Here is a 26,989-nt window from a genome sequence, read left to right as displayed (position 1 = left end):
AAATTCCACTGAAGTTTCGTTCTATGTTATAATCAAACAAATCAATATTTTAAATGAAGTATGAAAGTACATAAGGGGGAAAAGGGTTATGACGATAAAAACAACGGATGGTATTATTTCACAAACGGAGCAGTATGGTGCAAATAATTACCATCCACTCCCAATTGTGATTTCTGAAGCGGAAGGGGTATGGGTGAAAGACCCGGAAGGTAATGAGTATTTAGATATGTTGAGTGCATATTCCGCTCTAAATCAAGGGCATCGCCACCCAAAAATTATTCAAGCATTAAAAGATCAGGCAGATCGAGTAACACTGACTTCTAGAGCGTTTCATAATGATATTCTTGGTAGGTTGACGGAAAGAATTGCGAAATTAACCGGCAAAGATAAAGTTTTACCGATGAATACTGGGGTGGAAGCCGTCGAGACAGCAATCAAAGCTGCACGGCGCTGGGCCTATGAAGTAAAAGGTGTGCAGGATAATCAGGCAGAAATTATTGCTGCAAGGGGTAACTTCCATGGCCGTTCGATCAATTCCATTTCTTTGTCTAATGATGAAACAGCAACAAAAAACTTCGGACCATTTGTACCAGGGATTATGAAGGTTGCTTTTGGTGAAGTGGAAGCTATTCGCAAAGCAATTACCCCAAACACGGCAGCGATTATTGTTGAACCAATCCAAGGGGAAGCAGGGATCATAATTCCTCCAGAAGGTTATTTACGTGAAATCCGTAAGATCTGTGATGAGAATAATGTATTGTTTATAGCTGATGAAGTACAAACTGGTTTAGGCCGGACAGGGAAGATGTTTGCCTGTGAATGGGAAGGTGTAGAACCGGATATTTATGTCATGGGTAAAGCGCTTGGCGGTGGTGTTATGCCAGTCTCTGCGATTGCTGCGAACAAAGAAATCATGGATGTATTTACGCCTGGATCCCACGGTTCCACATTTGGTGGTAATCCACTTGCTTGTGCGGTTTCTATTGCTTCGATTGATGTCATCGAGGAAGAGGATCTTGTAACGAACTCTCTTCGGCTCGGTAAATATTTCGCTGAAGAATTACGAAAAATCGATAATCCGGATTTAGTGGAAGTGCGGGCGCGAGGACTCTTTATCGGTGTCGAGTTTAACCACCCAGTCCGGGGGTTCTGTGAGACACTAAAAGAAGAGGGAATTCTCTGTAAAGAGACCCACGAGAATACAATTCGTTTCGCACCGCCATTAATAATCACCAAAGAAAACCTAGATTGGGCACTAGAACGCATTCATAACGTATTAAGTAAATAGAGAAATTTTCACTAGGCTGGAACATAACGAATGTGTGACTGGTTATGTTCCAGTTCTATTTTGAAAATATATATAGAGATATACGAGCTTTTGTTACATATTTAAAAGGCAACTGGAGGTTTTTCACATGAGAAATATATCAATTATCGGAATGCCGATCGATCTTGGTCAATTACGGCGCGGAGTCGATATGGGCCCCAGTGCAATTCGCTATGCCGGTATCATAGAAAGGCTTGAGAATAGGGGATACACCGTTAAAGATTTAGGAGATATCCAGATTGGTAGAGATAAACTAAAGACAGATCCGAAAACTGGAATCAGAAACTTGGAAGCGGTCTATAAAGCAAGTGAACAGTTAATGATCCAGATTGAAGAAGTTATACAAAAGGATTCTTTTCCGCTTATTTTAGGCGGTGACCATAGTATGGCTATTGGTACATTAGCAGGGGTAGCTAAATCTTATAAAAATCTTGGCCTTATATGGTATGACGCCCACGGAGATCTGAATACTCCTGAGACGTCTCCATCCGGAAATATCCATGGTATGCCACTTGCTGCATCGTTAGGCTATGGCGAAGAAAGTCTCACTGAAATTGGTGGATATTCTCCAAAAGTAAAACCAGAAAATATTATTATCATCGGTGCGCGTGACCTAGATCCTGGTGAAAAAGATTTTATTAAAGAAAAAGGAATCAAAGTGTACACGATGCATGAAATTGATCGAATCGGCATGCCTCAGATTATTGAAGATACGAATCAATATTTTGAAGAGCAGGGGGTAGACGGGGTGCATCTTTCCTTTGATCTCGATGCAATAGATCCCTTGGACGCACCGGGTGTCGGCACTCCAGTTCCAGGCGGGGTAACGTTCCGTGAAGCTCATCTTGCCATGGAGATGCTTGCGGAAACTGGTAAAATTACATCCGCTGAATTTGTAGAGGTCAATCCAATTCTTGATGAGCGAAATAAAACGGGGACATTGGCAGTTGACTTAATTGGATCATTATTTGGTGAACGAATCCTATCCTAGAGTAATTGGTTATAAAATTCCCATTGTAACATCAGAATAATTGCAAATCCTAAGTGAGAGATTCAACAGCCAGTAACGGCCCAATTTATTCAACTAATACTCAGTAAGGAAAAAACGACTAGATGATGTTTTCCTGTATAAAAGATGCACGGTTAGGGTGCAAATAACATAAATATAGCAGTAAAGAGCTGCTGTTACTTGTTATTTCTTACAGTCTTTGTTATAGTAGTGAAAACAATTAAATATCTCTTATTTTATAAACGATAAAGTAAGGATAGAGGTTGCAGTGACCATTAGTACATATGTGGAGGGTGAATGAGACCCAGTGAACCATATGGAAAGGGGGAATTGCCGAAGCAGAAGGAAGCTCATTAATTCCGGATGCTGGGTCTATATCGAATAGGTATAGATCTGTCATATAGGCAACTATATGGGGAGCTATCAAGCGAAAGAACAATCCATCGTTCGAAAAGCAATAGCGGCCCAAACCGTTATTGCTTTTTTGCTTTTATTGATGGTAAAAAAGAAAGGGATGTGAAATAAATGTATTTTGGTAGATTACTAACAGCAATGGTGACACCTTTTGATAAACACGGAGAAGTAGATTATGGTAGAACGTCAAAGCTAATTGAACATTTACTCGATACAGGAACTGATGGTTTAGTTGTGGCCGGGACAACCGGTGAATCACCGACATTAACGACGAGAGAAAAGGTTGAACTATTTAAATATGTAGTGAAAGAAGTAAATGGCAAAGTACCGGTGCTTGCCGGAACAGGCTCGAATAATACGAGAGCCTCCATTGAACTGACAAGAGAAGTTGAATCGATTGGCATTGATGGAATTATGCTTGTCGTACCATATTATAATAAACCTTCTCAAGAGGGATTATATCAACATTTCAGCCAAATTGCAGCGTCCACATCTTTACCAGTCATGCTTTACAATATTCCAGGAAGATCTTCTGTCAACATGACTCCTGAAACGATTATCCGCTTGTCCCAAGTTGATAACATCGTCTCCGTAAAAGAAGCGAGCGGAGATCTTGATGCAGTATCTCAGATCATTGAAGAAACTGGAGATGACTTCAGTGTATATAGCGGGGATGACGGCATGACGTTACCAATTCTTTCTATTGGTGGAACGGGGGTTGTATCGGTCGCAGCTCATGTGATTGGGAAAGATATGCGAGCGATGGTCCAAAACTTCCTTGATGGTAACGTTACAGAAGCTGCTGGAATCCACCGTCGCATCGTGCCGGTTGTAAAAGCCTTATTCCAGGCTCCAAGCCCATCACCGGTAAAAGAAGCATTAAATGAAATCAACGTACCCGTTGGAAGTGTCCGCTTACCACTCATCCCATTATCAGATGTAGAAAAAGCAAATCTCACGCAAACCCTAGTAAACTTCCAAACAAATACTGTAGAAAATTAATAGAAATATGTTAAAGCTAAGGAGAATTTATTTTTCCTTAGCTTTTTAACTTTAGGGGATTATTAAGGTTCCTTGTAAAATGAAGATGCTGAGGATAACTGAAATTGTTAGCACTAGCCCGAGAGTAACAGTTTGTACGTTGCTGCGACTACTAGATGTGCTAGCTTAGTGGCAAACCCTCTACGGAGGGACAAGTAATCGCAGTCCCAGGCTTCCGCGTAACAAATCGCGTTCTTAACCTGCAAGGGCGTTTCCGTCTTTGTTTCAATGTAAATTTCTCCTGAAATCTAATTGTAATCTAAGCATAATCTTTTTGTTACGATTGGATGTTATACTGCAACCATAGATTGCGAATTAGAAATCTATGGAAATGGGGGAAAAAGGTTGAGGAAAAAGATAACAATCGTCACCTTGATAGCTTCTCTATTATTTATCCAAGGCACCTTTCATTTACAAGTCCATGCAAGTGGCAAGGGTGATTTAGAGGAGATCCAACAAGAGAGAAAAGAAATCCAGAACAACTTATCAGCTGGGGAACAGAAAATCAATGAACTTTATGACGATATGAAAGCATTGAACGAGGAAGTCAATCGGTTAGATGACCTTCTACAAGAGAAAGAGGCAAAAGTGGAGGAAATTACATATGAGATTGAAACTACGAAAGAAGAGATTTACACCCTCCAAGCAGAAATCGATCGATTGAATGCAAGTATTGAAGAACGCTTTGACTTGTTGAAAACAAGAGCATCATCCTACCAGAAATCAGGCGGGCTAATTAATTATATTGAAGTGATCTTTGACTCCCAGAGCTTTGGAGACTTCATTAGCCGCGTAACTGCAGTCAATCAAGTAATGGATTCGGATGCGATGTTGATGGAACAGCTTGAAGCTGATATGGAACTTGTCGAAGCGCATCAGCACTCAACACTTGAAAAGCTGAATGATTTAGACCAAATGCATGAAGCGCAAGAAGCAGAACGTGCACAGATTGAACAGGAAAAGCAGCAACAAGAGACGGTTAAAGCGTCTTTAAATGATAAGCGCCAGGAACTAGTTGCTTATGTCGAGCAATTAGAAGGGGAAGATACACGTTTAAAAACAATGGAAGATACAGTCAAAAAAGAAATTGCTGCAGCAGAAGCGGCAGAACGTGAGCGCCAAGAAGAGATTAAACTAGCAGCTGCTGAGAAAGCGAAACAGGAAGAACAAGCCCAAGCTGCAGTGGTTAAAACGAAATCAGTAGAGAAAAAAGAGGAACAGAAAGAAAGCAAACCGGTTCAGGTGAAAAAGGAAGAACCGGCTGTAAATAAACCGGAATCGAAACCAACGCCAAAGCCAAGCGAATCTGATAATAAGTCATTCACAGTTACATCTACCGCTTATACAGCAGACTGTAACGGCTGTTCTGGTGTAACAAGTACAGGAATCGATTTAAAGGCGAATCCAAATGCGAAGGTAATCGCAGTTGATCCAAGTGTCATTCCACTTGGAAGTATCGTTCATGTGGAAGGATACGGCCATGCGATTGCAGGAGATACAGGAAGCGCAATTCGTGGAAATAAAATAGATGTATTCGTCCCAACGCAAAAGCAAGCAACAAGCTGGGGCGTACGCACGGTGAAAGTAACGATTCAGTAATAACAAGTGCTCCTATATAAAAAAACAAAGAAAAGGTCGGCATCTTGGTGCCGACCTTTTCTATTACAATTTTTGACCACAGTTCGAGCAGAAGTTTGCTCCATCTGTTTTCTGCCCGCAATTTGGACAGAAGTTGGGCTTGCTTGAATTGCCAGTTGACTGGTTATTCGCTGCTGGCTGATTTTGTTGCTCCTGTTGTTGATTTTGGTCCGGTTGATTCATTTGTTTCATGTTTTTCATCATTTCACTTGCAACGTTCATGCCCATCATCATCCCGGCCATGTCGGATGCGGTTCCGCCACTTTTTACCTTACCTGAGGCTATACCGTCAGTCATTTCAAGTTGTTGATATTTCGCAACGTCACCAACCATACCCTGGGAAGCAGCTTTCGTAATCATATCCTGAATTTCTTTTGGATAGTTAAAGCTGTTTACATTAAATCCAGTGATGGAAAGCCCTAAATCATAGATTTCCATATCAAGGTCTTCCTGGATGCCCTGTGAGATTTCAAATGAATTTGCTTGCAGATTAAACATATCCTTCCCTTCACGCGCAATCCATTTCATTAAGAGTTGATCCAGCACGGTAGTAATCCGGATTTTTACATCTTCCACGAGATATTTCTTTTTCACACCTGCTACATTTTCGATTAATCTCACATAATCATTTACTTTAAAATTAAATGTCCCGTTCGCCCGGATTGGAATTCCACCCGGTAAAGCGGGGGAGGGGGAAGGGATGTTGATTGCGTTTTTCGTTCCCCATTTCACCGTGAATTGTTTCGTGTTAACAAATAGGACTTCGACACGCAGTCCGGAATTAAAGCCAAATTTAAATCCTTTTAAAGTTGATAAGAAAGGAATGATTTCTGATTCAATATTATACTCCCCATCCTCTTCAAAAATTCCTTCAATTTTTCCATTACTAAAGAAAATTGCATCTTGACCAGGTTGAATCATTAGGCGACTGCCTTTTTTAATCTCCCGGTTCGGCCACTTCCAAAAAATCATATCATCTCTAAATTCTTGCCATTCCACAACGTCTGCTAGTTGATTTCTAAAAAAAGACATGGAATCCGTCCTTTCTCGTTACGTATAATTATTTATTTAAAATTTCCTACCGCCGCCACTATGCGAGCGGCCAGCACGGGTGACACCGCCACCACCAAATCCACCGCCGCCACCGCTATTGCTATTATTTGACGGTTTTCTTTTTCTTGTGACGGTTTTACGGAGATAGCGGTCATGCTTCTTGACGATTCGCGAGTTATTCCGATTTAAATATGTTCCACTTGTTACTGTGCTTTTTCCCCCCGAGGAATATGCCATGATAAATACGATTAATCCACCTAGAGTAATAGCAACCCCAAGTTGAAGATACGTATTTAAGAAAATAGATTCCGGATTTACACCGGGGCGAATATTCAAATATTCAGCGGATTTCTCAAAGAATAGCTCAAAAGCTTCAAAGTAATCGTCATTCGCCAAGTCAGGGATAATGTGATCGAGAATTAATTGTATTCTTGCATCGTCTACATATTCCTCTCCCTTTCCGAACCCTGCGATATAAGCTTCCCTATCCGCGCTTGATTCTATATAAATAGTTAAGATGACCATATTATCTTCTGCGCGGTTCAGTTTTTCTTCTAGTTCATCGGAAATGTCCTGTGTATACCTCTTTAGTGATTTACCCTCGATGTCATTTGTTGTAACGACAATGAAGTCAGTCGACCATTCACTAAAATAGGAGGCAGCTTTCTTTTCCAGCTGTTGTATTTGATTTGCATCTAACAGGCCAGCTTCATCGTAAATTCGCTCGACATCTGCAAAGGCGGGAGTTGTGAATAAGAAAAAGAATGCGATAAAAATGATTGCACTTTTTGATAAACGGTTCATGAACATTAGAAATTGATACCTCCTGTAACAATAAAGGAGATAATTTTCATTAAGATAAAGGATCCACCGGCAATGCTTGCAAACCATCCGGCAATCTTCGCTTTACTGAGTGGAGGCTTTCCGACAACTTTTCCGGTTTGCCCGTTCATTGCAAAAATATGTTCCGCCTGCTCGTAATCATAGTATACCATCCAGACTGGAAGTAGCGTATATAGGCTTTTTGTTTTTGCCGTACGGATATTTTTATCTTTATAATTCACGGAATGGTATCCACTGATTGTTGAACGAATATAATCATCAAGTGGTTTACGCATTTTATCCTTTACCCGTGGCAATAAATCTTCTGCATCATAATTGTACTTCTCTGCAATATAACCTGCAAGATAAGGGGTTTTGAAGTCTTTTAGATCACTATATTGATAGGGTTCAAGCTTATCCATCAGAGCATCATCCATTTTTTCCGAAGCATCGACTGGCACCCGGCTAAAGTCTATGCGTAAATCTCGGTATACATCATAATACTTTGTTTCCGTATAAATATAATCCCCTCTTGTGTAGTTTCTTACCCTCGTTCCAATTGCATGGACTTTCGCTTCATTTTTTAAATCATAGAGCCAGAAGGGGACATATATGCCGGTAATTTCTTTAATCCGGTCAGCCATCTTGAAATCTTTAGGGGTAAGCAGTCCTCTTCTACACCATTTTCGAAATGCTTGTTCTGCTTGCTGTTTTGAAATGGTGAACGGAAGCACAAGCGAAGGGGCAAGGATTCCAGACACACGATCAGCCAACACGACAGCTGCCCCACAGAAACTGCAATTGGTCGCGGTAGTATCACCATCTGTAACAATGACAGCCCCGCAGTTCTCACATTGATATTCTTTTGCTTCCTCTTCTTCAAATACCGTTTCAATAAAGTCCTCGGAAAAGTTCTCTATATTATCCTGTCTACCGCAATTGTCACAGGACAATGTACCAGAATCGGCATCGAACGTCATATCACTCCCACAGTTTGGACATTTATATTGTATAACCATTTGTAATCCCCCGCTATTCGTTAGATGTCTCGCTTCTGTTCGTCGTTAATTTTGCAATTTCTTCATCTATGGACTCAATAGGTGCTGGTTTGTTTCTTAGCTGTTCAAGTGCTTCAGCTTCATCCAGCTTAAAATTTAGTTCTTCCTCGTAACTCATAAAACCGGAAGTAATGGAGGGGTTCCCACTATTTATTTTTTGTTTCTGGTTAAGTAGTGCTGATTTTTCTTTAATCATTCGGCTTCTTGCTTCCAATTGCCTGACATCCAGCGTTAATTTTTCTTCTAGTAATCTCATTTGCCTTGCTTCTATTAGAAGTCGATTATACTTGGCAACTAGCTCTAACTTTTTACTTTCTAGATGTTCTTGGTCATCTAAAAATCCTGCAGCCTGTGTTTCGATCCTATCAGCTGCGCGTTCCCGGTAGCGCTCTAGCTTTCTAATTTCCATTTCACATTCATCCACTGCCCGCTTAGCTCGTCTTACATCCGCTTCTAATGCATTCACTTCAGATTGTATAGTACGAAGATCGAGGTTCACATCGCGTAATGTTTTTTCAATAACTTTTTCAGGATCTCTGGAACGATCGATTCTACTGTTTATATTTGCTTTCATAAGGGTAGTAAATCTAGAAAGGATTCCCATTCCGCTTCCTCCTCCATATAAGGGTTAATTTTAGTTTAACTCAATATCTCACCTTTCGCATCTGAAAAAATAATCACTTTTATTCAGCGTGAGCGCAACCTTCTCCTGGAGGTCCGCAGTCCAGACACCTCTCGCTTTCCGCGGGCGGCTGGTGAGCCTCCTCGCAGGCAAGCCTGCTGTGGGGTCTCACCAAGCCTATCCTCCCGCAGGAGTCTCGAGGTGTCTGGACTGCTCCCAGGAAAGGCCAAACTAGGAACACTATTTCGTACTCCAGAAGTATAATTTTATCAAGATGGAATAACTTCCATTCATCATAATCATCTTTACCAGTTCAGTTGCCCGGCGGACGGTGACTCCTACGGGAAAAGCACGAGTCCAGACCTGAGCAGGAAGCGAACTTCTTCCGAGGAGGCTGAGGCCGTGCCCGTAGAAAGCATCCGTCCGCCGGGCAACTGAACGGTAATTAGAACGCCAATAAAATGAATGCTCAAAATACTTACGCTGAATGAAAGTGATTCGCTGTTTTGGGCTGCGAAAGTTGGGGTAATATATATTACGGTATAAAGGGAAGTTTGGTTTCATTTTTCTTTTTATTGATAGTAAATTGTGAATAGGACTAATTGTTAAAACTTTGTTATGTTTTTGTAATGTTTTCTTAAGATTTGTAAAGGCTTTATCGGGGTACACATTAAGTAGAAAGCTAAAGAAAGGAATGAAACATGATGAAGAAGCAACTCAAAATTTTCGCCTCGATTTTCCTTTTATCAGGATTCCTTGTAGCTTGCGCAGATGCTGAAGATCCAGCAGAAGAACCAATGACACCGGATGTACCTGGTGAAGAAGCGCCTGATGGCGGCGTAGATCCTAGTGCAGACACAGATGAAGGACTCTAAACGAAAAATAAACACAACGATAACAAAACGGGCTCTAAATAGAGTTCGTTTTGTTTTTTTAGAATAATATATTTGCAATGGCTGAATATTTATTATATACTTTACTCAACAATGTTGAATAAGAGTAAACTAATATTGAGTTTAATTTTTTACAGCGTATTGTAAACGGTTCCAATGATTTGATGAACGGAGGGATAGCGTGGAAAATTTATCGAAAGAAGTAATTATGAAAGAGGTTGGTCCCCGAGATGGTTTACAAAATGAAAAGGAATGGATTCCGACCGAACATAAAATTGCTTGGATTAATATGCTTTCGAATACAGGGGTAAAGGAGATAGAATACTCCTCGTTCGTAAATCCAAAAATGATCCCCGCCCTTAAGGATGCAAGAGAAGTGGGCGAGCGTATTATCCGTAACCCAGATGTTACCTATTCAGCACTTGTTCCGAACATGAAGGGATTAGAGTTTGCATTGGAAGCAGGTATTGACCGGGCATCTGTCTTCATGTCGGCAAGTGAAATGCATAATCAGAAGAATATTAATAAATCGATTGGGGATACGTACCCGATTCTAGAAGAAGTGATTAAGGAAGCAAAGGATGCCGGGAAACTTGTGACAGGATATATTTCAACTGTATTCGATTGTCCATACCAAGGAAAGATTACGCCAGAACAAGTGCTTGAAGTATGTGACCGGCTCGTTGAAGCAGGTGTCGATGATTTATCGTTAGGCGATACGATCGGGACAGCGGTTCCTACCGATGTTGAAAAGCTGCTCGAAGTATTACTGAAACATTTCCCGAAAGAGAAGCTTATTCTCCATTTCCATGATACAAGAGGGATGGCAATCGCCAATATTATGACTTCACTCCATTATGGAATAAATCGATTTGATAGTACTGTAGGAGGGCTCGGAGGCTGTCCTTATGCAAAGGGTGCTACCGGAAATGTGGATACGAATGATGTATTGTACTTGCTGCACGGGATCGGAATTGAAACAGGGATTAGTGAAAAGAAAATGCAGCAAGCAGGTCTCTATATTCAAAACATCCTTGGCAAGCAACTGCCAAGCCGCTCCCTAGCTTATATATCCAATGCCTAATAATGAGCCATGGTACCGAAACGGTTATCATGGCTTATTTTACTCTACTTATCTTGACTTGCAGGTCTTGCTATTCTATCATAATAACGTAATAGAATATTTGGGAAAGGAATGAACACCCATAGATCTGCAAAGTATTGGTAAAAAAATTAAGCAAATCCGATTACGAAAAAAGCTAACACAACAGCAAATTGCTGATCAATGCCAAATATCAAAAAGTATGCTCTCCAAAATTGAAAACGGCCAAACTGCTGCAGCTGTCGCGACACTCTCGAAAATCAGTGAAACATTGGAAGTTCCACTTTCCTGGATTTTAGATGAAGAGAAAGAAGAAGAACTCGTATTACAAAGAAATAATGACCGCCCATCTAAAGTAGGGGACGAGTCCATGGGGTATTCTTATGAACTGCTTGCAAACCGGGCTCATTATAGCGGGATCGAACCAACAATTGTCCATGTTACACCAAAGGAATTCAACAAGCGGACGGAAGGGTATACCCACTCACAGGATGAGTTCATTTTCATTTTGGAGGGCTCCATCATTCTTTTTTATAATGGAGAAAAGCATTTGATGAAACAGGGAGATAGTGCGTATTTCCAAGGGCACAAGCCGCATTTATTCATGCCGGTGAATCAACATGAAGAGGCGAAGGTACTTACATTATTTATTGATAGAGAATAGCCACTACCTGGTTTACAGTTGTTTGTGAACCAGATAGTGGCTATTTATTTACTCAGAATCAGTTATTTTAGATGTATCAGCCTCTGCCTCTATTTGTTCCTTTTTCGCTTTTGTTTCTGGAACAGGGTTGATCGTGCTTACGGCTTGTGTTTGTTTACCTGCGATACCTTCCAGTAATTCTTTTACATCAATACCGGAAGTCTCTTTTAATGTTTCCTGCAGACTTGCCATTAGATTAGTTGCATAACCTGACACTTTATTGGCGCCACCATCACCTTTGCCGCCACCAGTATCAACAACCGTAATCTTATCGATGTTGCCAAGTGGTCCTGCAACTTCTTTCGCATAGTCAGGAAGCATCTTGATAACCATATCGAGTATCGCTGCTTGACCGTACTGTTCGAAAGCTTCGGCAATTTTCTCTTTGGCTTCCGCTTCTGCGATACCTTTGAGACGGATGATTTCTGCTTCCGATTCCCCTTGCGCTCTTAATGAATCAGCTTTAGCTAGACCATCAATCCGTACTTGTTCAGCTTCCGCTTTTGCTTGCGCTTCAATACGGTATTTATTCGCATCTGCTGCAGCCATTTGTTTCGCTTTCTCTGCGACAGCCGCTTGCTCAACTGCATAACGGTCCGCGTCCGCTTTTTTCTTAACTTCTGAATCATATTGTTTTTCTCGACGTTGAATCTCTTTTTCTTCGAGTTCAATTTGTTTTTGACGTTCGATAATTTGAATCTGCATTTCCTGTTCGGTAACTTGTTGTTTCGATCTTGCAGTTTCAAAGTCGTACGCTTGGTCAGCCCGTGCTTTCGCAATATCCTGTTCGCGGCGGTATTCGGCTGTTTTCAACTGATTTTCTTTTTCTGCTTCAGCGATTTCAGTTGCACGTTCCAGTTCGGATTTTTGTGCATCCTTCGCAGCTTCGGCCCGCTTAATCCGTGTTTCTTTCTCCGCGTCAGCTGTTGCAATATCTGCATCCCGTTTTACTTGGGCAATTCGCGGTTTCCCGAGGGATTCGAGATAACCATTCTTATCTCTTACTTCTTTAATAGTGAAGGATACAATAACTAGCCCCATTTTCGCAAGGTCTTGAGAAGCAACCCGTTGCACTTCCTGGGAGAACTTATCCCGGTTTTTATAAATTTCCTCAACGGTCATGGAACCGAGGATGGAGCGGAGATGCCCCTCTAATACTTCTTTTGCTTCAAATTCCCGGTCTTGCCGGCTCTTTCCTAAAAATTGTTCAGCGGCAGTTGCAATCTCATTGATCGATCCACCGATTTTAATAATAGCAGTTCCATCCGCCATTACGGGAACACCTTGTTCCGTATAGACTTCGGGAGTAGAGACTTCCAGTTTACTAGACAAGAGACTTAATGGGCTTGCCTGCTGGAAGACCGGCAGAACAAAAGTACCGCCGCCACGGATGATTTTAATCTTATTCCCTGCTTCATCCGTATGTACATTTTTACCTCCTAGATAGCTACCTGTTACAATTAATGCTTCGTCTGGTCCAGCTGTACGATATCTCGTCGTGAAAATCGCGATAAAGGCAATGACAAGAAAGACGACAATCGCAACAACTACCCAGACAGCCATGCTGACTGATTCAAACATGCAGTTTCCTCCTTAATATATATTTATTAACATACTCTCTTTGAGTAGATTAAACGGATTATAAATCGAACCCTGACTCATATGGAATGACATAAAGGATACCATTCTTCACTTCGATAACAAGTACACGGCTGCCTGCCTGGATTTCTTCCTTATCATAACTTGCTGCAGGCTTTGAGATTGTGCCACTTTTACTTTCTATGACAATTTCTCCATAACCATCAAGCGGGATAGAAAGGATTAATTTACCAACCCTTCCTTTTAGTGATTCCTCTGTATAACTTAATGATTCTTCTGTTGATTTCATCGGAATAAATACGAAGAGGTTCAGTACGGAAGTGAGTATAAATGCAATAACAACAGAAATGATGATAATAAGAACCGTTGATAGTGACGAGACAATTTCCATAATATAAGCGGAGGCAGAGAAAAATGTAATGAAAGCAAGAATCAATGCCGGATTAAAAAATGGTGTAATCTCCCCAAAAGCTTCTAAGAAATCTCCAAAAAATAAATAAAGAAACGTTAAGATACCCGAAAGGATAAGGATAATTAAATAAACATTTTCTATAGACGTACCGAATAGTTCCACATAATCCCTCCTTTCTTGCGCCTTACTCTATTTACGTTTTATCGTACCATATGGTTTCAGCTTTTTCATTCAGAATTTTAATTTCTAGAGAAAATACATATTGTAATCGGTTTACTCATCCCTTATACTATGTGTAACGATATATCGTGACGCGATATAGAGATGATGAAGGAATGATGAGATGGGGAAAAGACAAGAGAATCCGATGTCAGAAGCGATGTATTATATTTTGTTAGCTCTAAGGGAGCCTCTGCATGGTTATGCGATAATGGAAAAGGTCCATGAAATTTCCCGGGGAAGAATTGAAATGGGTCCCGGAACATTATATGGAATTTTAAAGCGCCTTGAAAAGGACAACTGGATTGAACTCGCTGATGCAAATGGCAGAAGGAAGATTTATAAAATGACTGCATTGGGTGAGCAGGCGTTGGAACAAGAATATGCTCGCTTAATGGATATGGTTGCAGATGGAAGAGCTAGAATGCTAGGGGGAGAATGTGATGAGCAGTAAAAGAAAAGTTAAATTGCTTATTTTTGATGAGTGGGAGCTTGAAGAACAGGAATCATGGTTACAGGATATGGCAGGAAATGGTTGGCATCTTGTTCATTTCACATTTGGGTTTGCAGAGTTTGTGAAGGGCGAACCTGCTAAAACCCAGTATCGCCTTGAAGTTGCTTCGAAAAATAGGCAATTGGAAGATGAGCAGATTGAATTGTATGAGGCAGCGGGCTGGGAGCATGTAACGTCGAGAAGATTTATTCATGTCTTCCGTGAAAAAAAGGCGGGTGAGACAGTTGAAATTCATACCGATCCAGTGATACAAGCTAGTTCGATTAAGCGTTTAAAGCGGAATATTTTAAGCCGTGGATTCACCATCACTTTTTTTACGATTTTAATCATAATTTCGCAAGGGTATCGATTTATCAATCCGACAAGTTATGATTTATTGGAAAACAATCTATTATCGAATATAATCTTTGCTCTGATCTATCTCTTACTAGCTGTATATATGATTCGAGGAATGATCCATATATCCCTGCTGATCAGGAAGCTTAAACGTAATGAAATGTTTAATCATGAAAAGCCTTATCGACGGAAAAAAATAATGAGAAAGGTATTCTTTTTTATTTATATAGGTTTGTTTTTGATTCTACTAATCTTTATATTCAATGAAACAAGACAAATGTCTCCTGAAAAAGCATATCCGGAAATTCCAGATAGCTCACTGCCAGTAGTAACGTTGCTTGATGTAGAGCAAGTACAACTTAAAAAGGTGAGTTTTCCCACTAATGGAATCGAGCGGAAACGCGAGAATCATTTCCTTGAACAGTCAAGTATTTTCGTGCCGAAACAAATTAAACTGGAACAGCGATTCACTATCCCTGCAAAAACAAAGGAAAACGATACGGTTCCTTATACAGCAAGCATCAGCTCTTACCGTTATGATGCGTTGACGGAATCAATTGCTAAAAAGTTAGTGGATGCTTTAAAAGATGAAAAAGGCTTGGAAGATTATGAAGAAATTCATTTGACAGGTTATGATGAAGCATGGATAGAAGAACAGAATAACTATATATCTATTATTGCACGGACCGAAAATACTGTCACCGATATCGGCTATACCGGGAGCGAACCTAGTAGGGTATTAATCGATCTGTTGGAGGAACAAGAGAAGGAAGAAGGAAAAGAAAATGAGACATAACTGTAGTTTGAGCTATGTCTCATTTTCTTCTTATTAAAACAAATTCCAAGGATATTCATTAGGTGGAGCGGCTGAGATTCGAATCTTCTCTTTTTTCGTTGGGTGAGGTAAAGCAAGCTCACTCGACCATAAAGCAATCTGTTCGCCAGGTTTATTTACATTCTCCCCGTATTTCTGATCGCCATATAAAGGGAGTCCCCGACTTGCAAGTTGAACACGGATTTGGTGCGGGCGCCCTGTATGGAGCGTAATTGCAAGCAAGCTTAGTCCTTTTTTTGTACCAAGTACTTCAAAATCCAGCAGCGCTCTTTTTGCCTCTTTATTCTCCTTCGTGGAGGTGTGGACGATATTTTTCTTTTTATTCTTCACAAGATAATCTTCCAAGCGGGCAAACTCTTTATCTGGCACGCCTCTTACAATCGCTAAATATTTCTTTTCCATCTCCTGCTTGCGGATAACGTCCGAAATTCGGGAAGCGGCTTTCGATGTCTTGGCAAATACCATGACACCGCCAACTGGTCGATCCAAGCGGTGAACCATCCCGACATAAACATTACCTGGTTTATTATATCTTTCTTTAATATCGGATTTTACAACATTCAATAAATCAGGGTCACCTGTACGATCTTCTTGGACAGGCATATTTACAGGTTTAATAACAAAAAGTAAATGGTTATCTTCGTATAAAATTTTTAGATCCATGCTGATTTCCTTTCAACTGGTTATTAGTTCACATCATACCATATGTGAAAGGAAACTTCTTATAGTAGGGGGAGCATTTATTATTTCCGGTTCGAATTTTTCCTTTTATCTGCTATAGCACTCAAGGTTGTGAATTAATCTTTGAACCACTGATAACAATAGAATCATAGCATATATCGTAGAAATTCAGGAACCTCGTAATCCGTCCAAATAGATTGTCTTTACTAGGACTTTCGTTGGGAATATTTGAAATTCCGCTTTTTGCCCTGTTCAAAATAAAGAAAACAAGATATACTATCCTACGATTCCGCCAAAAAAGTTGAAACCTTTGATAAAAGTAATTCGTATCAAATGGTAGGGGAAAAAGAAAGGGGATAGTGATTTTGAAGAAATTTACAGTAGGTCTAGCTGTCTTGTTGATGGCCTTCTTAGCAGCTTGCGGTAATAGTGATGAAGCGAAGGAAGTCTATCAAAAAGCTGTCGAAGCTGGAGAGAAAATGGAAAGCGTTGAGATGGATATGGTGATCAACCAAACGATGGAGAGTGACGCGATGGAAGGTGAAATGGTGATGGATATGGATACAAAATCCGCCATGACAATTGATCCACTCGCGATGCACCAAACAGGTACAATCAGTATGGAAGTCGAAGGAATGCCAATTGAAACAGAGATGGAAATGTACCTCACAGATACAGATTTTTATATGTACGAGTCAATGTCAGAGACTTGGTTAAAAATGAGTGCAGATATGATGCCGACAGAAATGATGAATACGGACCAAACTGCACAAGACCAATTAGAAATGCTGGAGTCCTTTATGGATGATGTCGATTTCTCAGAAGAAGATGACTACTATGTATTTAAGTTTGAAGGAGAAGGCGATGAGTTTGCCGACCTTACCGAGGAACTTATCAAAGAGAATCTTGGTGAAGAAACATTTGCCGACTTAGGAGTAGAGATTTCCGAAGTACTTGAAGAAATGACAATTCATTCCATGTACTATGAACTCCATATTGATAAAGAAACATATGATACGACAAAAGTAATTACGAATATGGATTTTGATATTAACGCAGAAGGTGAATCCTTACGTATGAATCAAGAAATGACTGCAACATACACTGGAATTAATACAGTTGATGAGATTGCAGTACCACAAGAAGTAATCGATGAAGCTCAAGAAATCGAATAATGAATTGAAAAACAGCCAGCTGGGATTTTCCAGTCGGCTGTTTTTGGTTACTGCAGAGAATGATATAATTCTTCTATTCTTTCACTGTTTACCGGGCGGCTGAAGAAGTAGCCTTGTCCTTCATGGCATTGCTGCTCCTGGAGGTATTTAAATTGATCACTGTTTTCAATACCTTCTGCGATAATCCGGAACTGTAAGTTTTTGCCCATGCTAATAATCGTGTTGACAATAATTTTTCCATCCCTGTCTAGGTCATCGATAAAAGATTTATCGATTTTTAATGTATCAATCGGCAATTGCTTTAAGTAACTGAGGGAGGAATAGCCGGTACCGAAATCATCGATGGAAAGCTTGACTCCAAGCTCTTGGAGGTCATGTAATTTCTTTGTGGAATCCTCGATATCCAGTAATGTGCCTTCCGTAATCTCCAGCTCTAAATAGGAAGCATCCAGTTGAGCTTCGTGGAGGATTTCCTTTAGATCAGCAATAAAATACGGATCACGGAATTGAAGTGGTGACACATTGACGGACACGCGTTGCAAAAATAGTCCTTGTTGCTGCCAGCTCATCATTTGATGACAGACACTATGAAGAATCCACTTTCCTACAGGTACGATAAGACCTGTCTCCTCTAGAACTGGGATAAATTCCATTGGAGAGACTTTGCCGAGTAACCGGTTATCCCAGCGAAGTAATGATTCTACGCCAACAATTTTATTTGTTTTCAAATTAAATAATGGTTGATAAACAAGGGAAAATTCATTACGCTCCAATGCGTCTGTAACTTCAAGTTCAATTTGATAATCCCGATCCAGCTCTCTAATCTGATTATCTGAATGGAATTGAAAATTGTTTCTACCCTGCTTTTTAGCGTGATACATCGCTGTGTCCGCTTTTTTTACAAGATCTTCAAGCGCAGTAGTTGCATCCCTTTCTGCTAGGAAAGGATGCCCAGAACTGATTCCGATGCTTGCTGTTAGGAGCAGTTCATGATAATCGATTCGGACAGGTTCCCGGATGGTGTGAAGAATTTGATTTACCAGCCGATTTGTATCTTCTCTAGAATGGTTCTCTAATAGGATAATAAATTCTTCACCGTCATAACGGAAGATGAGCGACTCCTTTCCCACGCATGTTTCCAACCGTTTTGCCAAGGTTATGAAGACTTGGTCCCCAATATCCTGACCGAAATTATCATTAATGGTTTTAAAACGGTCAATATCAATAAAAAGAATTGTGATTTTGGTATCGGCTGGGTGCTGTTTTTCCGTTACCCATTTCTTCATATAATTCCGATTTGGAAGGTTTGTCAGAGGGTCAACATAAGCTAGGTTTTCCATCATTTGCTCATACTCTTTACGTTCGGTCATTTCACGCTGGATTAGCACGTAATGGGCTTCTCCAGTCGCGGCGTCGGACGTAGGGGAGAGATTTGCTTCCACCCAATAATAGGTCCCGTCTTTCTTCTGCTGTCTTATGTCACCACTCCATTTTCGCTGATTATTTGCAGCTTCGTTAACAAGTGTTGAAAAGTCTTCAGGGAAAATATTTGTCAACGCATTTCCTAACAATTCTTCCTGGGTATATTGGGTGACTTCTGTAAACCTTTTATTGACATACTGAATGATACCTTGATGATTGAATATAATAATCATTGCTAAGTCGTTGATTGCTTTTTCAATTTCGTGTTGGAATTTGAACTTTATCTGATCCAGTTTTTTAGATGTTTCATTCATATGACTTTCCTCACTCTTTTCACTGATTTAATGCCATCGTGATTATGTTTATAGTATTAACTGTACTATATGTGAAACGGGCTGTCTGTGACAATTAGTTAAACCTTTATGATTACTATTCGGATAATACATTTGGCTCGGGATAGTCATAACCTTTCGTATCGACTTCAACTGTCTTCATTACTTGGTCTTCAAAAGGCTTATCCAGTCCATCACGGTCAACAGAAACAATCTGATCGACGACTTCCATCCCCTCCGTCACTTTACCGAAACTAGCATAGTCACCATCCAATTGTGAGGATTTTTCTACCATAATAAAGAATTGAGAACCTGCGGAATCCGGTGATTGTGATCTTGCCATAGATAGTACGCCCCGATCATGTTTTAAATCATTATCAAAGTTGTTGGAGGAAAATTCTCCAGCAATCGAATAGCCGGGACCGCCCGTGCCAGCGCCATCTGGGTCACCGCCTTGAATCATAAATCCAGGGATAACCCGGTGGAAAATGAGTCCATCATAAAATCCATCTTCAACTAGGGAAATGAAATTTGCAACGGTATTCGGTGCAATTTCCGGATACAATTCCAGTATAATTTGTTCGTCATTCTCCATCGTAATGGTGACGACCGGATTCTCTTCCACGTCATTTGGATAAGCAGTTGTATCATCTGCAGTTTCTTCGGCTGGAGCTTCTTGTTCACCACAAGCAGTTAAAATTGCGGCAAACAGAAAAATAGTGAGTAAGAAGTGTTTTTTCATCGTCTATTCTTCCTTTCGCTGTTTGAGTAGTTAGACATCCAACTTATTATAGCACGTTACGCAGCGCTGGTTTAAGCTTGATGACCTCCGATTTTTTTGCTCCGGTCGAGGAGAATGCCTGCTTCGGTGTAACTCGAGGCTCGCAGGATGGAAGTGGCTCCGTATTTATCACGGATGGCGTCCATGACATAACCGATATTATTTTTCTTTAAGCGATTTTCAAATAAATCAAGCTGGATAGCTCTATGATCATAAAGATTACCAAGGGTTACATATACGTGGCGGATGTAGCTGCTTCCGTCATAGAATTTTTGGAAAAGCTGCATACAGACCTCATACATATCCATCGTTACATTGGTCGGGCGTTCGATGCTTTTCGAACGGGAGAACCCACCCTTCTTTTCTGAGGAATAGGAAATACTAAGACTAATTGTTTTTCCAGCTTGATTAGCAGTGCGCGCACGCCGGCAGACTTCTTCACATAAATCCAAAATACATGTCGCGACTTCCTTTTCCGTATAGTCTCGGAGCAGGGAAATGCCATGTCCGAATCCTTTTTGCTCTGTCTTGGTGAAGTTGCCGTAAACTGGGCTTAAATCAATGCCCCAAGCATGCGAGTAGAGTTGCTCACCCATAATGCCAAAGCGTTTTTTTAGTTGATTCAAGTCATAGCGGGCGAGCTGACCAAGTGTGACAATCCCCATGCGATTCAGGTTGCGTTTCATGCGGCTGCCAATTCCCCAAATTTTTTCAATTGGAAAAGGCCAAAGTTTCTCTTCTACATCTTCATAGCTGCATTCAGCGATTCCTTCTTTCTTCGCGTGAAGATCCATGACGACTTTAGCGAGAAATTTATTATCACCAATTCCGATTGCAGCAGTAAGTCCAAAGCTTTCCATAATTTCTGCTTTTATTTTCTCTGCAATTTGGCGTCGGTCACCGAATAGTCGCTCAAGTCCATTGACTGTCACCCATATTTCATCAATGGAATATGGGTGGATGGCTTCTTTTGGTGCATAATTATTGATTAGCTTTGTAATTTCCAAGGATACATGTAAATAATCGGCCATCCGAGCAGGAACGATATGAATATCCGGATCATCAGGAAGTTCGAAATAACGGCTGACATTACTGATGCCATATTTTTCTTTTAAGGCAGGAGAGGCGGCGAGCACAATACTTCCTGGGCGCTTTAAATCACCGACGACGGCAAGCATTGTTTTCATTGGGTCAAGATTACGTTTTACCGCTTCAACACTTGCGTAAAAGGAGCGCATATCGATACATAGAATGTCATGTCGCGGATAAATTGAATAATCCATCGTAGTCCACCACCTAATAGAAACGTTTGTTCTTATTGTAAGTAGTTTACTAAAGGTTATCAATGGTAAAATCCGCCAAACAAAAACTCTACCGAATTATTCAGGTAGAGCAGGGATCATTTCAATTGTCCCGTCAAGGGTTATTTGCAACTTCACCACGCATTATAGCTTAACAAGGGATTAGGATTGTTCCTCCAGTGCTTGTTTTACTTTTAATCGGTACTCGTCACTACCAATCAAGTTCACCTCGAACGAATTGATGTTATTCTGTAACAACATGCTTTGCCATTGGTTGAGGTCATCCGTAAATAAGATAATTTCTGTTTTTTCGCCGTCAAGATTTTCTGCATAAAGTGCATCATTCAAGATAAATGCGGTTGATCCACCTTTTGCTCCAAGATGGGCGTAGTAGTTCTGATTCGCTTCATTCATTTCCATTGGCCATTCCATTAAGTCCCGCATAATCGCAGCCGCTTTAGTCGGTAGTTCATCGTTGGATATAATCGATAAAAGGTTTCCATAATCCTTTGCAGAGGCTCCGATTAATCGGTCGGACCAGACCCTTTGAATGGCGAATGGCAAATCAAACGAATAGGATTCGATGTCAATCGCACCTTCTTTCATCTGTTGGCTGAAATCAATTGCAAGTTTCCGGTAACGCTCCATCGGTATAGCTTCCAGTTCGTTGACGATATCATCGGTGTCCATGGATTCGTCAGCAATATATTCCGAAAAGAGGAGGGGACTGACTAAAGGATATACCGGTTCGTGATGGGGAAGACCAAGAGATTCAATCCGATCATTAACTGTAGAAATTCCTAGCAGGTGGAGCAGATAGTCGGTATTCGCATTTGAACTGTATGTAATCATTCCTTTAGCAACTTCATGAAGAGTTGTTTGCTTATCTTTTATTTTATCCGCTGCGTGAATGGATTCGAGCCATGCTTCATGTGCAGATCCGTCCGTACCTTCAAAATAAAAACAGTTTAGATCGTCAAGAGGGACAAGCTGATCCTTATCCAGTTCACCAGCTTCTACTTGCATGGCATACTCTAGAGCAATGATTATTTTGACGGTACTTGCGAGTGGACGCACAACGTCCGATTGATAAGCAATAACTTCCTCGCCATTATTTACGACATAGAGCGAAGTTGTTTCTGGATTGTCTTGTAGATGATGAAGGACATAATCTGGATTATCACGGAAAATAATGTAGGCTGCAGTTCCGATAACAATAACGATTCCACCGTAGATAATCAGGCGCTTCTTCGTATATGTCTTTTTATCCAAGAGGATATAGACTATCAGACTAAGGAAGAGAGCTAATAAATAATTCACATTAAAAATCAACACGGCAAGAATAATTGCAAGTACAATTGTATTCATGATTACTGCTTCCCGAATTTTTTCTTTCGTTCGTTGTTTTTCACTCAGGAGCGGCAGAAGAGTAAAGATAACGATTCCGGAAAGCCCAATCCAAGCCCAAATATTCATATAAACACGTTCCTTTCGCTATTTAATGAATTAATATTTTCTTCTTAGTACGCTTAAAATGCTTGCATGGAGAATCATTAAACCGGTGATTAAAAACCAGATAATTAATTTGTATGTTTCATAGTCTAGATGTTGAATGAATTGATCATATAATTCAATTAGAAACCACCCTAACGGCATTAAAGGAAATACAATACCATATGATTTATTGGAAATACTTTGCCCGCGTTCATCTTTGAACTCTTCTCCAAATTCAAATCTTAAAGAAATGAAAACAGCAATAAAGAAAATGATGACATAAGCTAGGCGCAATATAGCTAGAAAAACTTCCACTTTAATCCTCCTCCATTTCATATTGGAAAACATCATGTAACTCAACATCAAAGAAAAGAGCAATATCAAACGCTAATTTTAAAGAGGGATTATACCTATTTTTCTCAAGGGAAATAATCGTTTGCCTGCTTACCCCTAATTGATTTGCAAGCTCACGCTGGGATAATCCTCTTTCCGCTCTTAATACAACAATCCTGTTACTAATCTTTCTTTTTTGCTTAAAGGACATATCCATTCACCTCTTCTATCATTAAGGTAACATATTTTTAACATATGGTAAACTTTTTTTTACCTTTGGTACAAAATAAATTACAGAGCGTAATTGTAAAAGCTGCGGATCACTTTCATTCGGAGTAAGTGCACTTTTGTCTGGTTGCTCCAAGAGTGCAAACAGGACGGGCGCGCGAATAGGAGAGAAAATCATTTTGTTTTCCTATTTCAGAGAGTTGAGTGCATGAATGGGAGAATACAGTCTGTTTGTATTCCCATTCCGTCATACCGAGTGCGCTAAATGGAAAATAAAGTCTGTTTGTTTTCCCGTTCCGTCATACCGAGTGCGCTGAATGGAAAATAAAGTCTGTTTATTTTCCCATCCCGTCACACCAAGTGCACTGAAAGGAAAATATAGTCCGTTTGTATTCCCATTCCGTCATACCAAGTCCACTGAAGGGAGAATATAGCCAGGTTATTTTCCCATTCCAGCAAGTCGAGTGCATTAACAGGAAAATAACACCCGCTTGTGTTCCCATCCGAGCAGAACGAACACACTAGCGAGAAAACAAAACAATTATTCTTCAAATCAGCCGGGAGAGAGGGGGAAAAGAAAAAAATCCCGGCTACTGTGTAAGAAGGGCAGTAGATGGGATTCTCTGATTGTTTGTGATGGTGAAATTAATTTGTAATATCTTCAGCTGGTCCGAAGATTTCAAAGTGGATATCTTCTTCAGCAACGCCGTATTCTTTTAAGATTTTATAAGCGGCACGCATAAAGCCTTTAGGCCCGCAGAAATAATAGGCAGCATCTGTCGTTGGGAGAATTGTGCTTAACCATTCGGTATCAATATGTCCTAATTTATCATATTGATCATCTGCTTCCGGGCTATCGTAGACGACATAGCTTTTCACATTGTTATGGGATTCTGTAATTTCACCCACACGGTCTTTCATTGCATGCACATTACCATTTTGTGCAGCGTGAATATACGTAACTTCACGTTCTGGCTGTTCCTTGATTACTGTTTCAAGCATACTCATCATTGGGGTAAGTCCGACGCCACCACTTAATAGAACGAGTGGACGAGTATCTTCTGTATCAAGATAGAATTCTCCAGAAGGTGCACTAATGGAAAGTACGCTTCCTTCCTCAACATGTTCATGTAAATAAGATGACACAATTCCAGCTGGAGTATCTGCAGTACCATCTTCTCGCTTCACGCTAATCCGGTATTGCCCTTCGTCTGGCGCACAAGATAAGCTGTATTGACGTTGGTGCGTGTATGGTTCTCCTTCGATATCAACTTTTACGGTAATGTACTGACCCGCCTTATAACTAGGAAAAGGGTTTCCGTCTGCCGGTTCTAGATAGAACGACGTAATAACATCACTTTCTTTAACTTTTTTCATTACTTTAAAGTCACGGTAATCAATCCAACCGCCTGTCATGTTTTTCGTTTCTTCATACATTTCTTTTTCAACGGAAATAAATACATCTGCAATCACACCGTATGCTTTTTCCCAGGCATCGATGATTTCATCTGTCGCAGCGTCTCCCAGTACATCTTTAATACCAAGAAGCAGATATTTACCGACGATTGGATAGTGTTCCGGCTTGATGTTTAGACTCTTATGTTTATGCGCAATCGATACGACAGCTGGTAAGATCGCTTCCAAATTATCGATGTTTGCTGCAGCTGCATAAACCGTATTTGCCAAGGCTCTCGGTTGATCCCCGTGTCGTTGGTTTGTCTGGTTGAAAATGTTTTTTAGTTCTGGATGATTTTCAAACATTAATTGATAGAAACGTGTTGTAATTTGTTCACCATGTTCTTCTAATACTGGTACAGTTGCTTTAATAATGTTTCGAGTTTCTTCAGTTAAACCTGTAGTAGTTGTTGCCATAATTTAAGCACTCCCCTTTAAAAGTTTAAACATGTATTTTGAATACATGTTTATTGTATAATTAATGTAACTACTGTATCAATAGGAAAAACCGAACCTATGTTACAATAATGTGAAAGTATTTTTTAAGGAGAAACGAATATGAATCTAAAAAAATATACAGATTATGGGCTTCGTGTTCTATTATTTGCTGGGATGAAAGAGAATGAAGAACTGGTAAACATTAAAGAAATCTCGGAAGTATTTAACATATCGCAACATCACTTGGGGAAAATTGTCCACGAATTAAATAAGCTTGAGTTGATTGAAACAATTAGAGGCCGAAATGGCGGAATCCGTCTAGCAAAGCCTGCAGAAGAAATTAATATTGGTATTGTTGTCAGGCAGCTGGAGAATGACTTTAATATGCTCGAATGCTTTGAAAAAGGTCAAAAACATTGTGTCATCGAACCGGGTTGCACGTTAAAGCATGTCGTTAACCGGGCATTGCATGCATTTTTTAAAGTGCTTGATGAGTATACGTTGAAGGATTTGATTCATAATGAGCAGGAATTGAAGGAATTGATGGGGATTCGGTGAGAAAGAGGGGAAGTCACCGCTAAGGGTTTCTCTTCATGGAGGTGCATGCTATGTCTCTTCCAGATAAAATCATTAAAGAAATTGACATGTTGAATGAGAAGGATAGACAAAAGGTTCTTAACCAAAGTTATTATGTTGCCTTTGAAAATGATGCAAACGATATAACCATGTTCCAGAAAGCTGCTCACTCGGTAATGATTGGATCTCACCTAGATTTCGCACCATATGCAACAGAATCGATTTTATTGGAAGGAAATTATGAAAGAGACATTATAAATAAAATGAAGGAACTGGTAAAAGCATATAATGAAGTTAAAATGGAGTATTAGTCATTATAATAATTTAGCGAACGATTATACTTAGAGAAGAATGGGTTGAAATAGAGTTTGAACCAGATTGAATACTATATCTAAAAAAGAATAGTATCTTTTTTGGGTGACATGTGTTACACTTAGGTTACTTAATTGTTCGTGCTAGCAATACAGGATTTATGTCAAAACATTATAACGTTTATCATCATCTTGAATTATTATCAGAACAACCAAAGTAATAAACGTGCTTGATGCACAATGGAGGAATTTCATATGAACACAGGTTCAGTAAAATGGTTTAACGCAGACAAAGGTTTCGGTTTTATCGAAGTTGAAGGTGGAGACGATGTATTCGTACACTTCTCAGCAATTCAAGGTGATGGTTTCAAAACTTTAGACGAAGGTCAACAAGTTTCTTTCGATATCGAAGAAGGTAACCGTGGACCACAAGCAACTAACGTTGTTAAATCCTAATTTATAGAAAATCCCATCTGCTTCTGTAGCAGAAGGGATTTTTTTTTGTTTAAATAAAACAACAGAATCAAATGTTCTAACGTTTATACTGCAAAATCGATTAAAGGTGGCACCAGCAGAAAAAATATGACACAAGGCGAATTGGCAAAAACAGTTGGGGTTTCAAGGCAAACGATTAGTTCAATCGAGACAGGACAGTTTAGCCCAACCGCCAAATTAGCTTTGTTGCTATGTATTGCATTAGATAAGAAGTTTGAGGATTTGTTCTATTTTTATTAAGTGACTCAACTTTCGCAGCCCAAACTAGGCAGGTATACCTTGATATAGTTAGGTAATCCCGCAAACCAATACTGTAGTTGACTTTTGATTAACTTTTTGAATTTCTTGTTCGTTTTATTCAAAGCATCTT

At 40.0% G+C, this 26,989-nt stretch carries 28 protein-coding genes and 1 riboswitch; of the genes, 14 read left to right on the top strand and 14 right to left on the bottom strand.

All coding sequences use genetic code 11. The annotated features are described in order from the left end of the window. Window positions 1–88: 88 nt before the first annotated feature. The 4 genes from GN217_RS16785 to GN217_RS19330 all read left to right on the top strand — a co-directional run bounded on the left by GN217_RS16785 (window position 89) and on the right by GN217_RS19330 (window position 5,390). Window positions 89–1,288: an ornithine--oxo-acid transaminase gene (locus GN217_RS16785; protein ID WP_156857808.1), complete on the top strand. Its 1,200-nt coding sequence runs from the start codon at window positions 89–91 to the stop codon at window positions 1,286–1,288. 127 nt (window positions 1,289–1,415) lie between these two features. Then, complete coding sequence (rocF, locus tag GN217_RS16780) at window positions 1,416–2,318, top strand: arginase (RefSeq protein ID WP_156857807.1); 903 nt, start codon at window positions 1,416–1,418, stop codon at window positions 2,316–2,318. A gap of 267 nt (window positions 2,319–2,585) precedes the next feature. After that, a riboswitch (Lysine riboswitch) is annotated at window positions 2,586–2,767 on the top strand. A 94-nt stretch (window positions 2,768–2,861) separates the two neighbouring features. Further along, window positions 2,862–3,752, top strand: a complete 891-nt coding sequence (gene dapA, locus GN217_RS16775; protein ID WP_156857806.1) for a 4-hydroxy-tetrahydrodipicolinate synthase — start codon at window positions 2,862–2,864, stop codon at window positions 3,750–3,752. A 384-nt stretch (window positions 3,753–4,136) separates the two neighbouring features. Further along, window positions 4,137–5,390 (top strand): PcsB-like coiled-coil domain-containing protein, encoded by a 1,254-nt coding sequence (locus GN217_RS19330; protein ID WP_156857805.1) that lies wholly within the window; start codon window positions 4,137–4,139, stop codon window positions 5,388–5,390. A gap of 63 nt (window positions 5,391–5,453) precedes the next feature. Here the strand turns inward: GN217_RS19330 and GN217_RS16765 are convergent, their stop codons facing one another. Genes GN217_RS16765 through GN217_RS16750 form a run of 4 tightly spaced genes read right to left on the bottom strand, consistent with a single transcriptional unit; the run spans window position 5,454 to window position 8,966 of the window. Continuing rightward, window positions 5,454–6,461 carry an SPFH domain-containing protein gene (locus GN217_RS16765; RefSeq protein ID WP_156857804.1) on the bottom strand — a complete coding sequence of 336 codons (1,008 nt, stop codon included), beginning with the start codon at window positions 6,459–6,461 and terminating at the stop codon, window positions 5,454–5,456. 36 nt (window positions 6,462–6,497) lie between these two features. Continuing rightward, a complete protein-coding gene (locus GN217_RS16760; protein ID WP_198042708.1) occupies window positions 6,498–7,292 on the bottom strand; it encodes a TPM domain-containing protein in 795 nt (264 codons plus the stop codon). Further along, on the bottom strand, window positions 7,292–8,323 hold the full coding sequence (locus GN217_RS16755) for a TFIIB-type zinc ribbon-containing protein (RefSeq protein WP_156857802.1): 1,032 nt from the start codon (window positions 8,321–8,323) through the stop codon (window positions 7,292–7,294). Before GN217_RS16755 ends, GN217_RS16760 begins: the two co-directional genes overlap by 1 nt. A 13-nt stretch (window positions 8,324–8,336) precedes the next feature. Further along, the gene (locus tag GN217_RS16750; RefSeq protein ID WP_156857801.1) at window positions 8,337–8,966 is read right to left on the bottom strand and encodes a PspA/IM30 family protein; all 630 of its coding nucleotides are present in this window, start codon (window positions 8,964–8,966) and stop codon (window positions 8,337–8,339) included. Window positions 8,967–9,688: 722 nt separating this feature from the next. Between GN217_RS16750 and GN217_RS16745 the strand changes: the two genes are divergently transcribed. From GN217_RS16745 to GN217_RS16735, 3 genes are all read left to right on the top strand, one after another. Further along, window positions 9,689–9,859 (top strand): hypothetical protein, encoded by a 171-nt coding sequence (locus tag GN217_RS16745; RefSeq protein ID WP_198042706.1) that lies wholly within the window; start codon window positions 9,689–9,691, stop codon window positions 9,857–9,859. A gap of 199 nt (window positions 9,860–10,058) precedes the next feature. Next, window positions 10,059–10,961, top strand: coding sequence for a hydroxymethylglutaryl-CoA lyase (locus GN217_RS16740; protein ID WP_255454415.1), 903 nt, complete (start codon window positions 10,059–10,061; stop codon window positions 10,959–10,961). Between the two features lie 121 nt (window positions 10,962–11,082). Continuing rightward, complete coding sequence (locus GN217_RS16735) at window positions 11,083–11,643, top strand: helix-turn-helix domain-containing protein (RefSeq protein ID WP_156857799.1); 561 nt, start codon at window positions 11,083–11,085, stop codon at window positions 11,641–11,643. A gap of 48 nt (window positions 11,644–11,691) precedes the next feature. Here the strand turns inward: GN217_RS16735 and GN217_RS16730 are convergent, their stop codons facing one another. Next, window positions 11,692–13,263: a flotillin lipid rafts scaffold protein FloT gene (locus tag GN217_RS16730; RefSeq protein WP_156857798.1), complete on the bottom strand. Its 1,572-nt coding sequence runs from the start codon at window positions 13,261–13,263 to the stop codon at window positions 11,692–11,694. A 58-nt stretch (window positions 13,264–13,321) separates the two neighbouring features. Further along, window positions 13,322–13,855, bottom strand: a complete 534-nt coding sequence (locus tag GN217_RS16725) for an NfeD family membrane protein (RefSeq protein WP_156857797.1) — start codon at window positions 13,853–13,855, stop codon at window positions 13,322–13,324. Window positions 13,856–14,036: 181 nt separating this feature from the next. On the opposite strand from GN217_RS16725, the gene GN217_RS16720 reads away from it, so the two are divergent. Both GN217_RS16720 and GN217_RS16715 read left to right on the top strand, forming a co-directional pair. Next, window positions 14,037–14,366 carry a PadR family transcriptional regulator gene (locus GN217_RS16720; RefSeq protein ID WP_232334480.1) on the top strand — a complete coding sequence of 110 codons (330 nt, stop codon included), beginning with the start codon at window positions 14,037–14,039 and terminating at the stop codon, window positions 14,364–14,366. Continuing rightward, the gene (locus GN217_RS16715) at window positions 14,356–15,558 is read left to right on the top strand and encodes a DUF2812 domain-containing protein (protein ID WP_156857796.1); all 1,203 of its coding nucleotides are present in this window, start codon (window positions 14,356–14,358) and stop codon (window positions 15,556–15,558) included. The genes GN217_RS16720 and GN217_RS16715 overlap by 11 nt, the downstream gene beginning before the upstream one ends. 33 nt (window positions 15,559–15,591) lie before the next feature. On the opposite strand, the gene GN217_RS16710 is transcribed toward GN217_RS16715, so the two are convergent. After that, window positions 15,592–16,260: an RluA family pseudouridine synthase gene (locus tag GN217_RS16710; RefSeq protein ID WP_156857795.1), complete on the bottom strand. Its 669-nt coding sequence runs from the start codon at window positions 16,258–16,260 to the stop codon at window positions 15,592–15,594. A gap of 383 nt (window positions 16,261–16,643) precedes the next feature. Here GN217_RS16710 and GN217_RS16705 point away from each other — a divergent pair, with 383 nt between their 5' ends. Next, complete coding sequence (locus tag GN217_RS16705) at window positions 16,644–17,453, top strand: DUF6612 family protein (protein ID WP_156857794.1); 810 nt, start codon at window positions 16,644–16,646, stop codon at window positions 17,451–17,453. Window positions 17,454–17,500: 47 nt separating this feature from the next. On the opposite strand, the gene GN217_RS16700 is transcribed toward GN217_RS16705, so the two are convergent. The 7 genes from GN217_RS16700 to hmpA form a co-directional block, all read right to left on the bottom strand. After that, entirely contained in the window at window positions 17,501–19,189 is a 1,689-nt protein-coding gene (locus GN217_RS16700) for a putative bifunctional diguanylate cyclase/phosphodiesterase (RefSeq protein WP_156857793.1), read from the bottom strand. 115 nt (window positions 19,190–19,304) lie between these two features. After that, on the bottom strand, window positions 19,305–19,949 hold the full coding sequence (locus GN217_RS16695; RefSeq protein WP_156857792.1) for a peptidylprolyl isomerase: 645 nt from the start codon (window positions 19,947–19,949) through the stop codon (window positions 19,305–19,307). Window positions 19,950–20,020: 71 nt separating this feature from the next. Next, window positions 20,021–21,271: a DNA polymerase IV gene (locus GN217_RS16690; RefSeq protein WP_156857791.1), complete on the bottom strand. Its 1,251-nt coding sequence runs from the start codon at window positions 21,269–21,271 to the stop codon at window positions 20,021–20,023. A gap of 180 nt (window positions 21,272–21,451) precedes the next feature. After that, the gene (locus GN217_RS16685; RefSeq protein WP_156857790.1) at window positions 21,452–22,765 is read right to left on the bottom strand and encodes a serine hydrolase; all 1,314 of its coding nucleotides are present in this window, start codon (window positions 22,763–22,765) and stop codon (window positions 21,452–21,454) included. A gap of 30 nt (window positions 22,766–22,795) precedes the next feature. Continuing rightward, on the bottom strand, window positions 22,796–23,098 hold the full coding sequence (locus GN217_RS16680; protein WP_156857789.1) for a hypothetical protein: 303 nt from the start codon (window positions 23,096–23,098) through the stop codon (window positions 22,796–22,798). Between the two features lies 1 nt (window position 23,099). Next, window positions 23,100–23,327, bottom strand: coding sequence for a helix-turn-helix transcriptional regulator (locus GN217_RS16675; protein ID WP_156857788.1), 228 nt, complete (start codon window positions 23,325–23,327; stop codon window positions 23,100–23,102). 662 nt (window positions 23,328–23,989) lie between these two features. Further along, window positions 23,990–25,216: an NO-inducible flavohemoprotein gene (gene hmpA / locus GN217_RS16670; protein WP_156857787.1), complete on the bottom strand. Its 1,227-nt coding sequence runs from the start codon at window positions 25,214–25,216 to the stop codon at window positions 23,990–23,992. Window positions 25,217–25,357: 141 nt separating this feature from the next. Here hmpA and GN217_RS16665 point away from each other — a divergent pair, with 141 nt between their 5' ends. The 4 genes from GN217_RS16665 (at window position 25,358) to GN217_RS16650 (ending at window position 26,859) form a co-directional block, all read left to right on the top strand. Then, entirely contained in the window at window positions 25,358–25,795 is a 438-nt protein-coding gene (locus tag GN217_RS16665; protein ID WP_156857786.1) for an RrF2 family transcriptional regulator, read from the top strand. 50 nt (window positions 25,796–25,845) lie between these two features. Further along, window positions 25,846–26,124, top strand: a complete 279-nt coding sequence (locus GN217_RS16660) for a hypothetical protein (protein WP_156857785.1) — start codon at window positions 25,846–25,848, stop codon at window positions 26,122–26,124. 255 nt (window positions 26,125–26,379) lie between these two features. Then, window positions 26,380–26,580, top strand: a complete 201-nt coding sequence (locus tag GN217_RS16655) for a cold-shock protein (RefSeq protein WP_156857784.1) — start codon at window positions 26,380–26,382, stop codon at window positions 26,578–26,580. A gap of 126 nt (window positions 26,581–26,706) precedes the next feature. After that, window positions 26,707–26,859, top strand: coding sequence for a helix-turn-helix transcriptional regulator (locus GN217_RS16650; protein WP_156857783.1), 153 nt, complete (start codon window positions 26,707–26,709; stop codon window positions 26,857–26,859). The last annotated feature ends 130 nt before the right edge of the window (window positions 26,860–26,989 follow it).

It is taken from the genome of Oceanobacillus sp. AG (assembly GCF_009746545.1).
Taxonomy (GTDB): Bacteria; Bacillota; Bacilli; order Bacillales; family Amphibacillaceae; genus Oceanobacillus; species Oceanobacillus indicireducens.
Note: the sequence above shows the minus strand (reverse complement) of the source record. Positions and strands in the feature narration are given on the sequence as shown.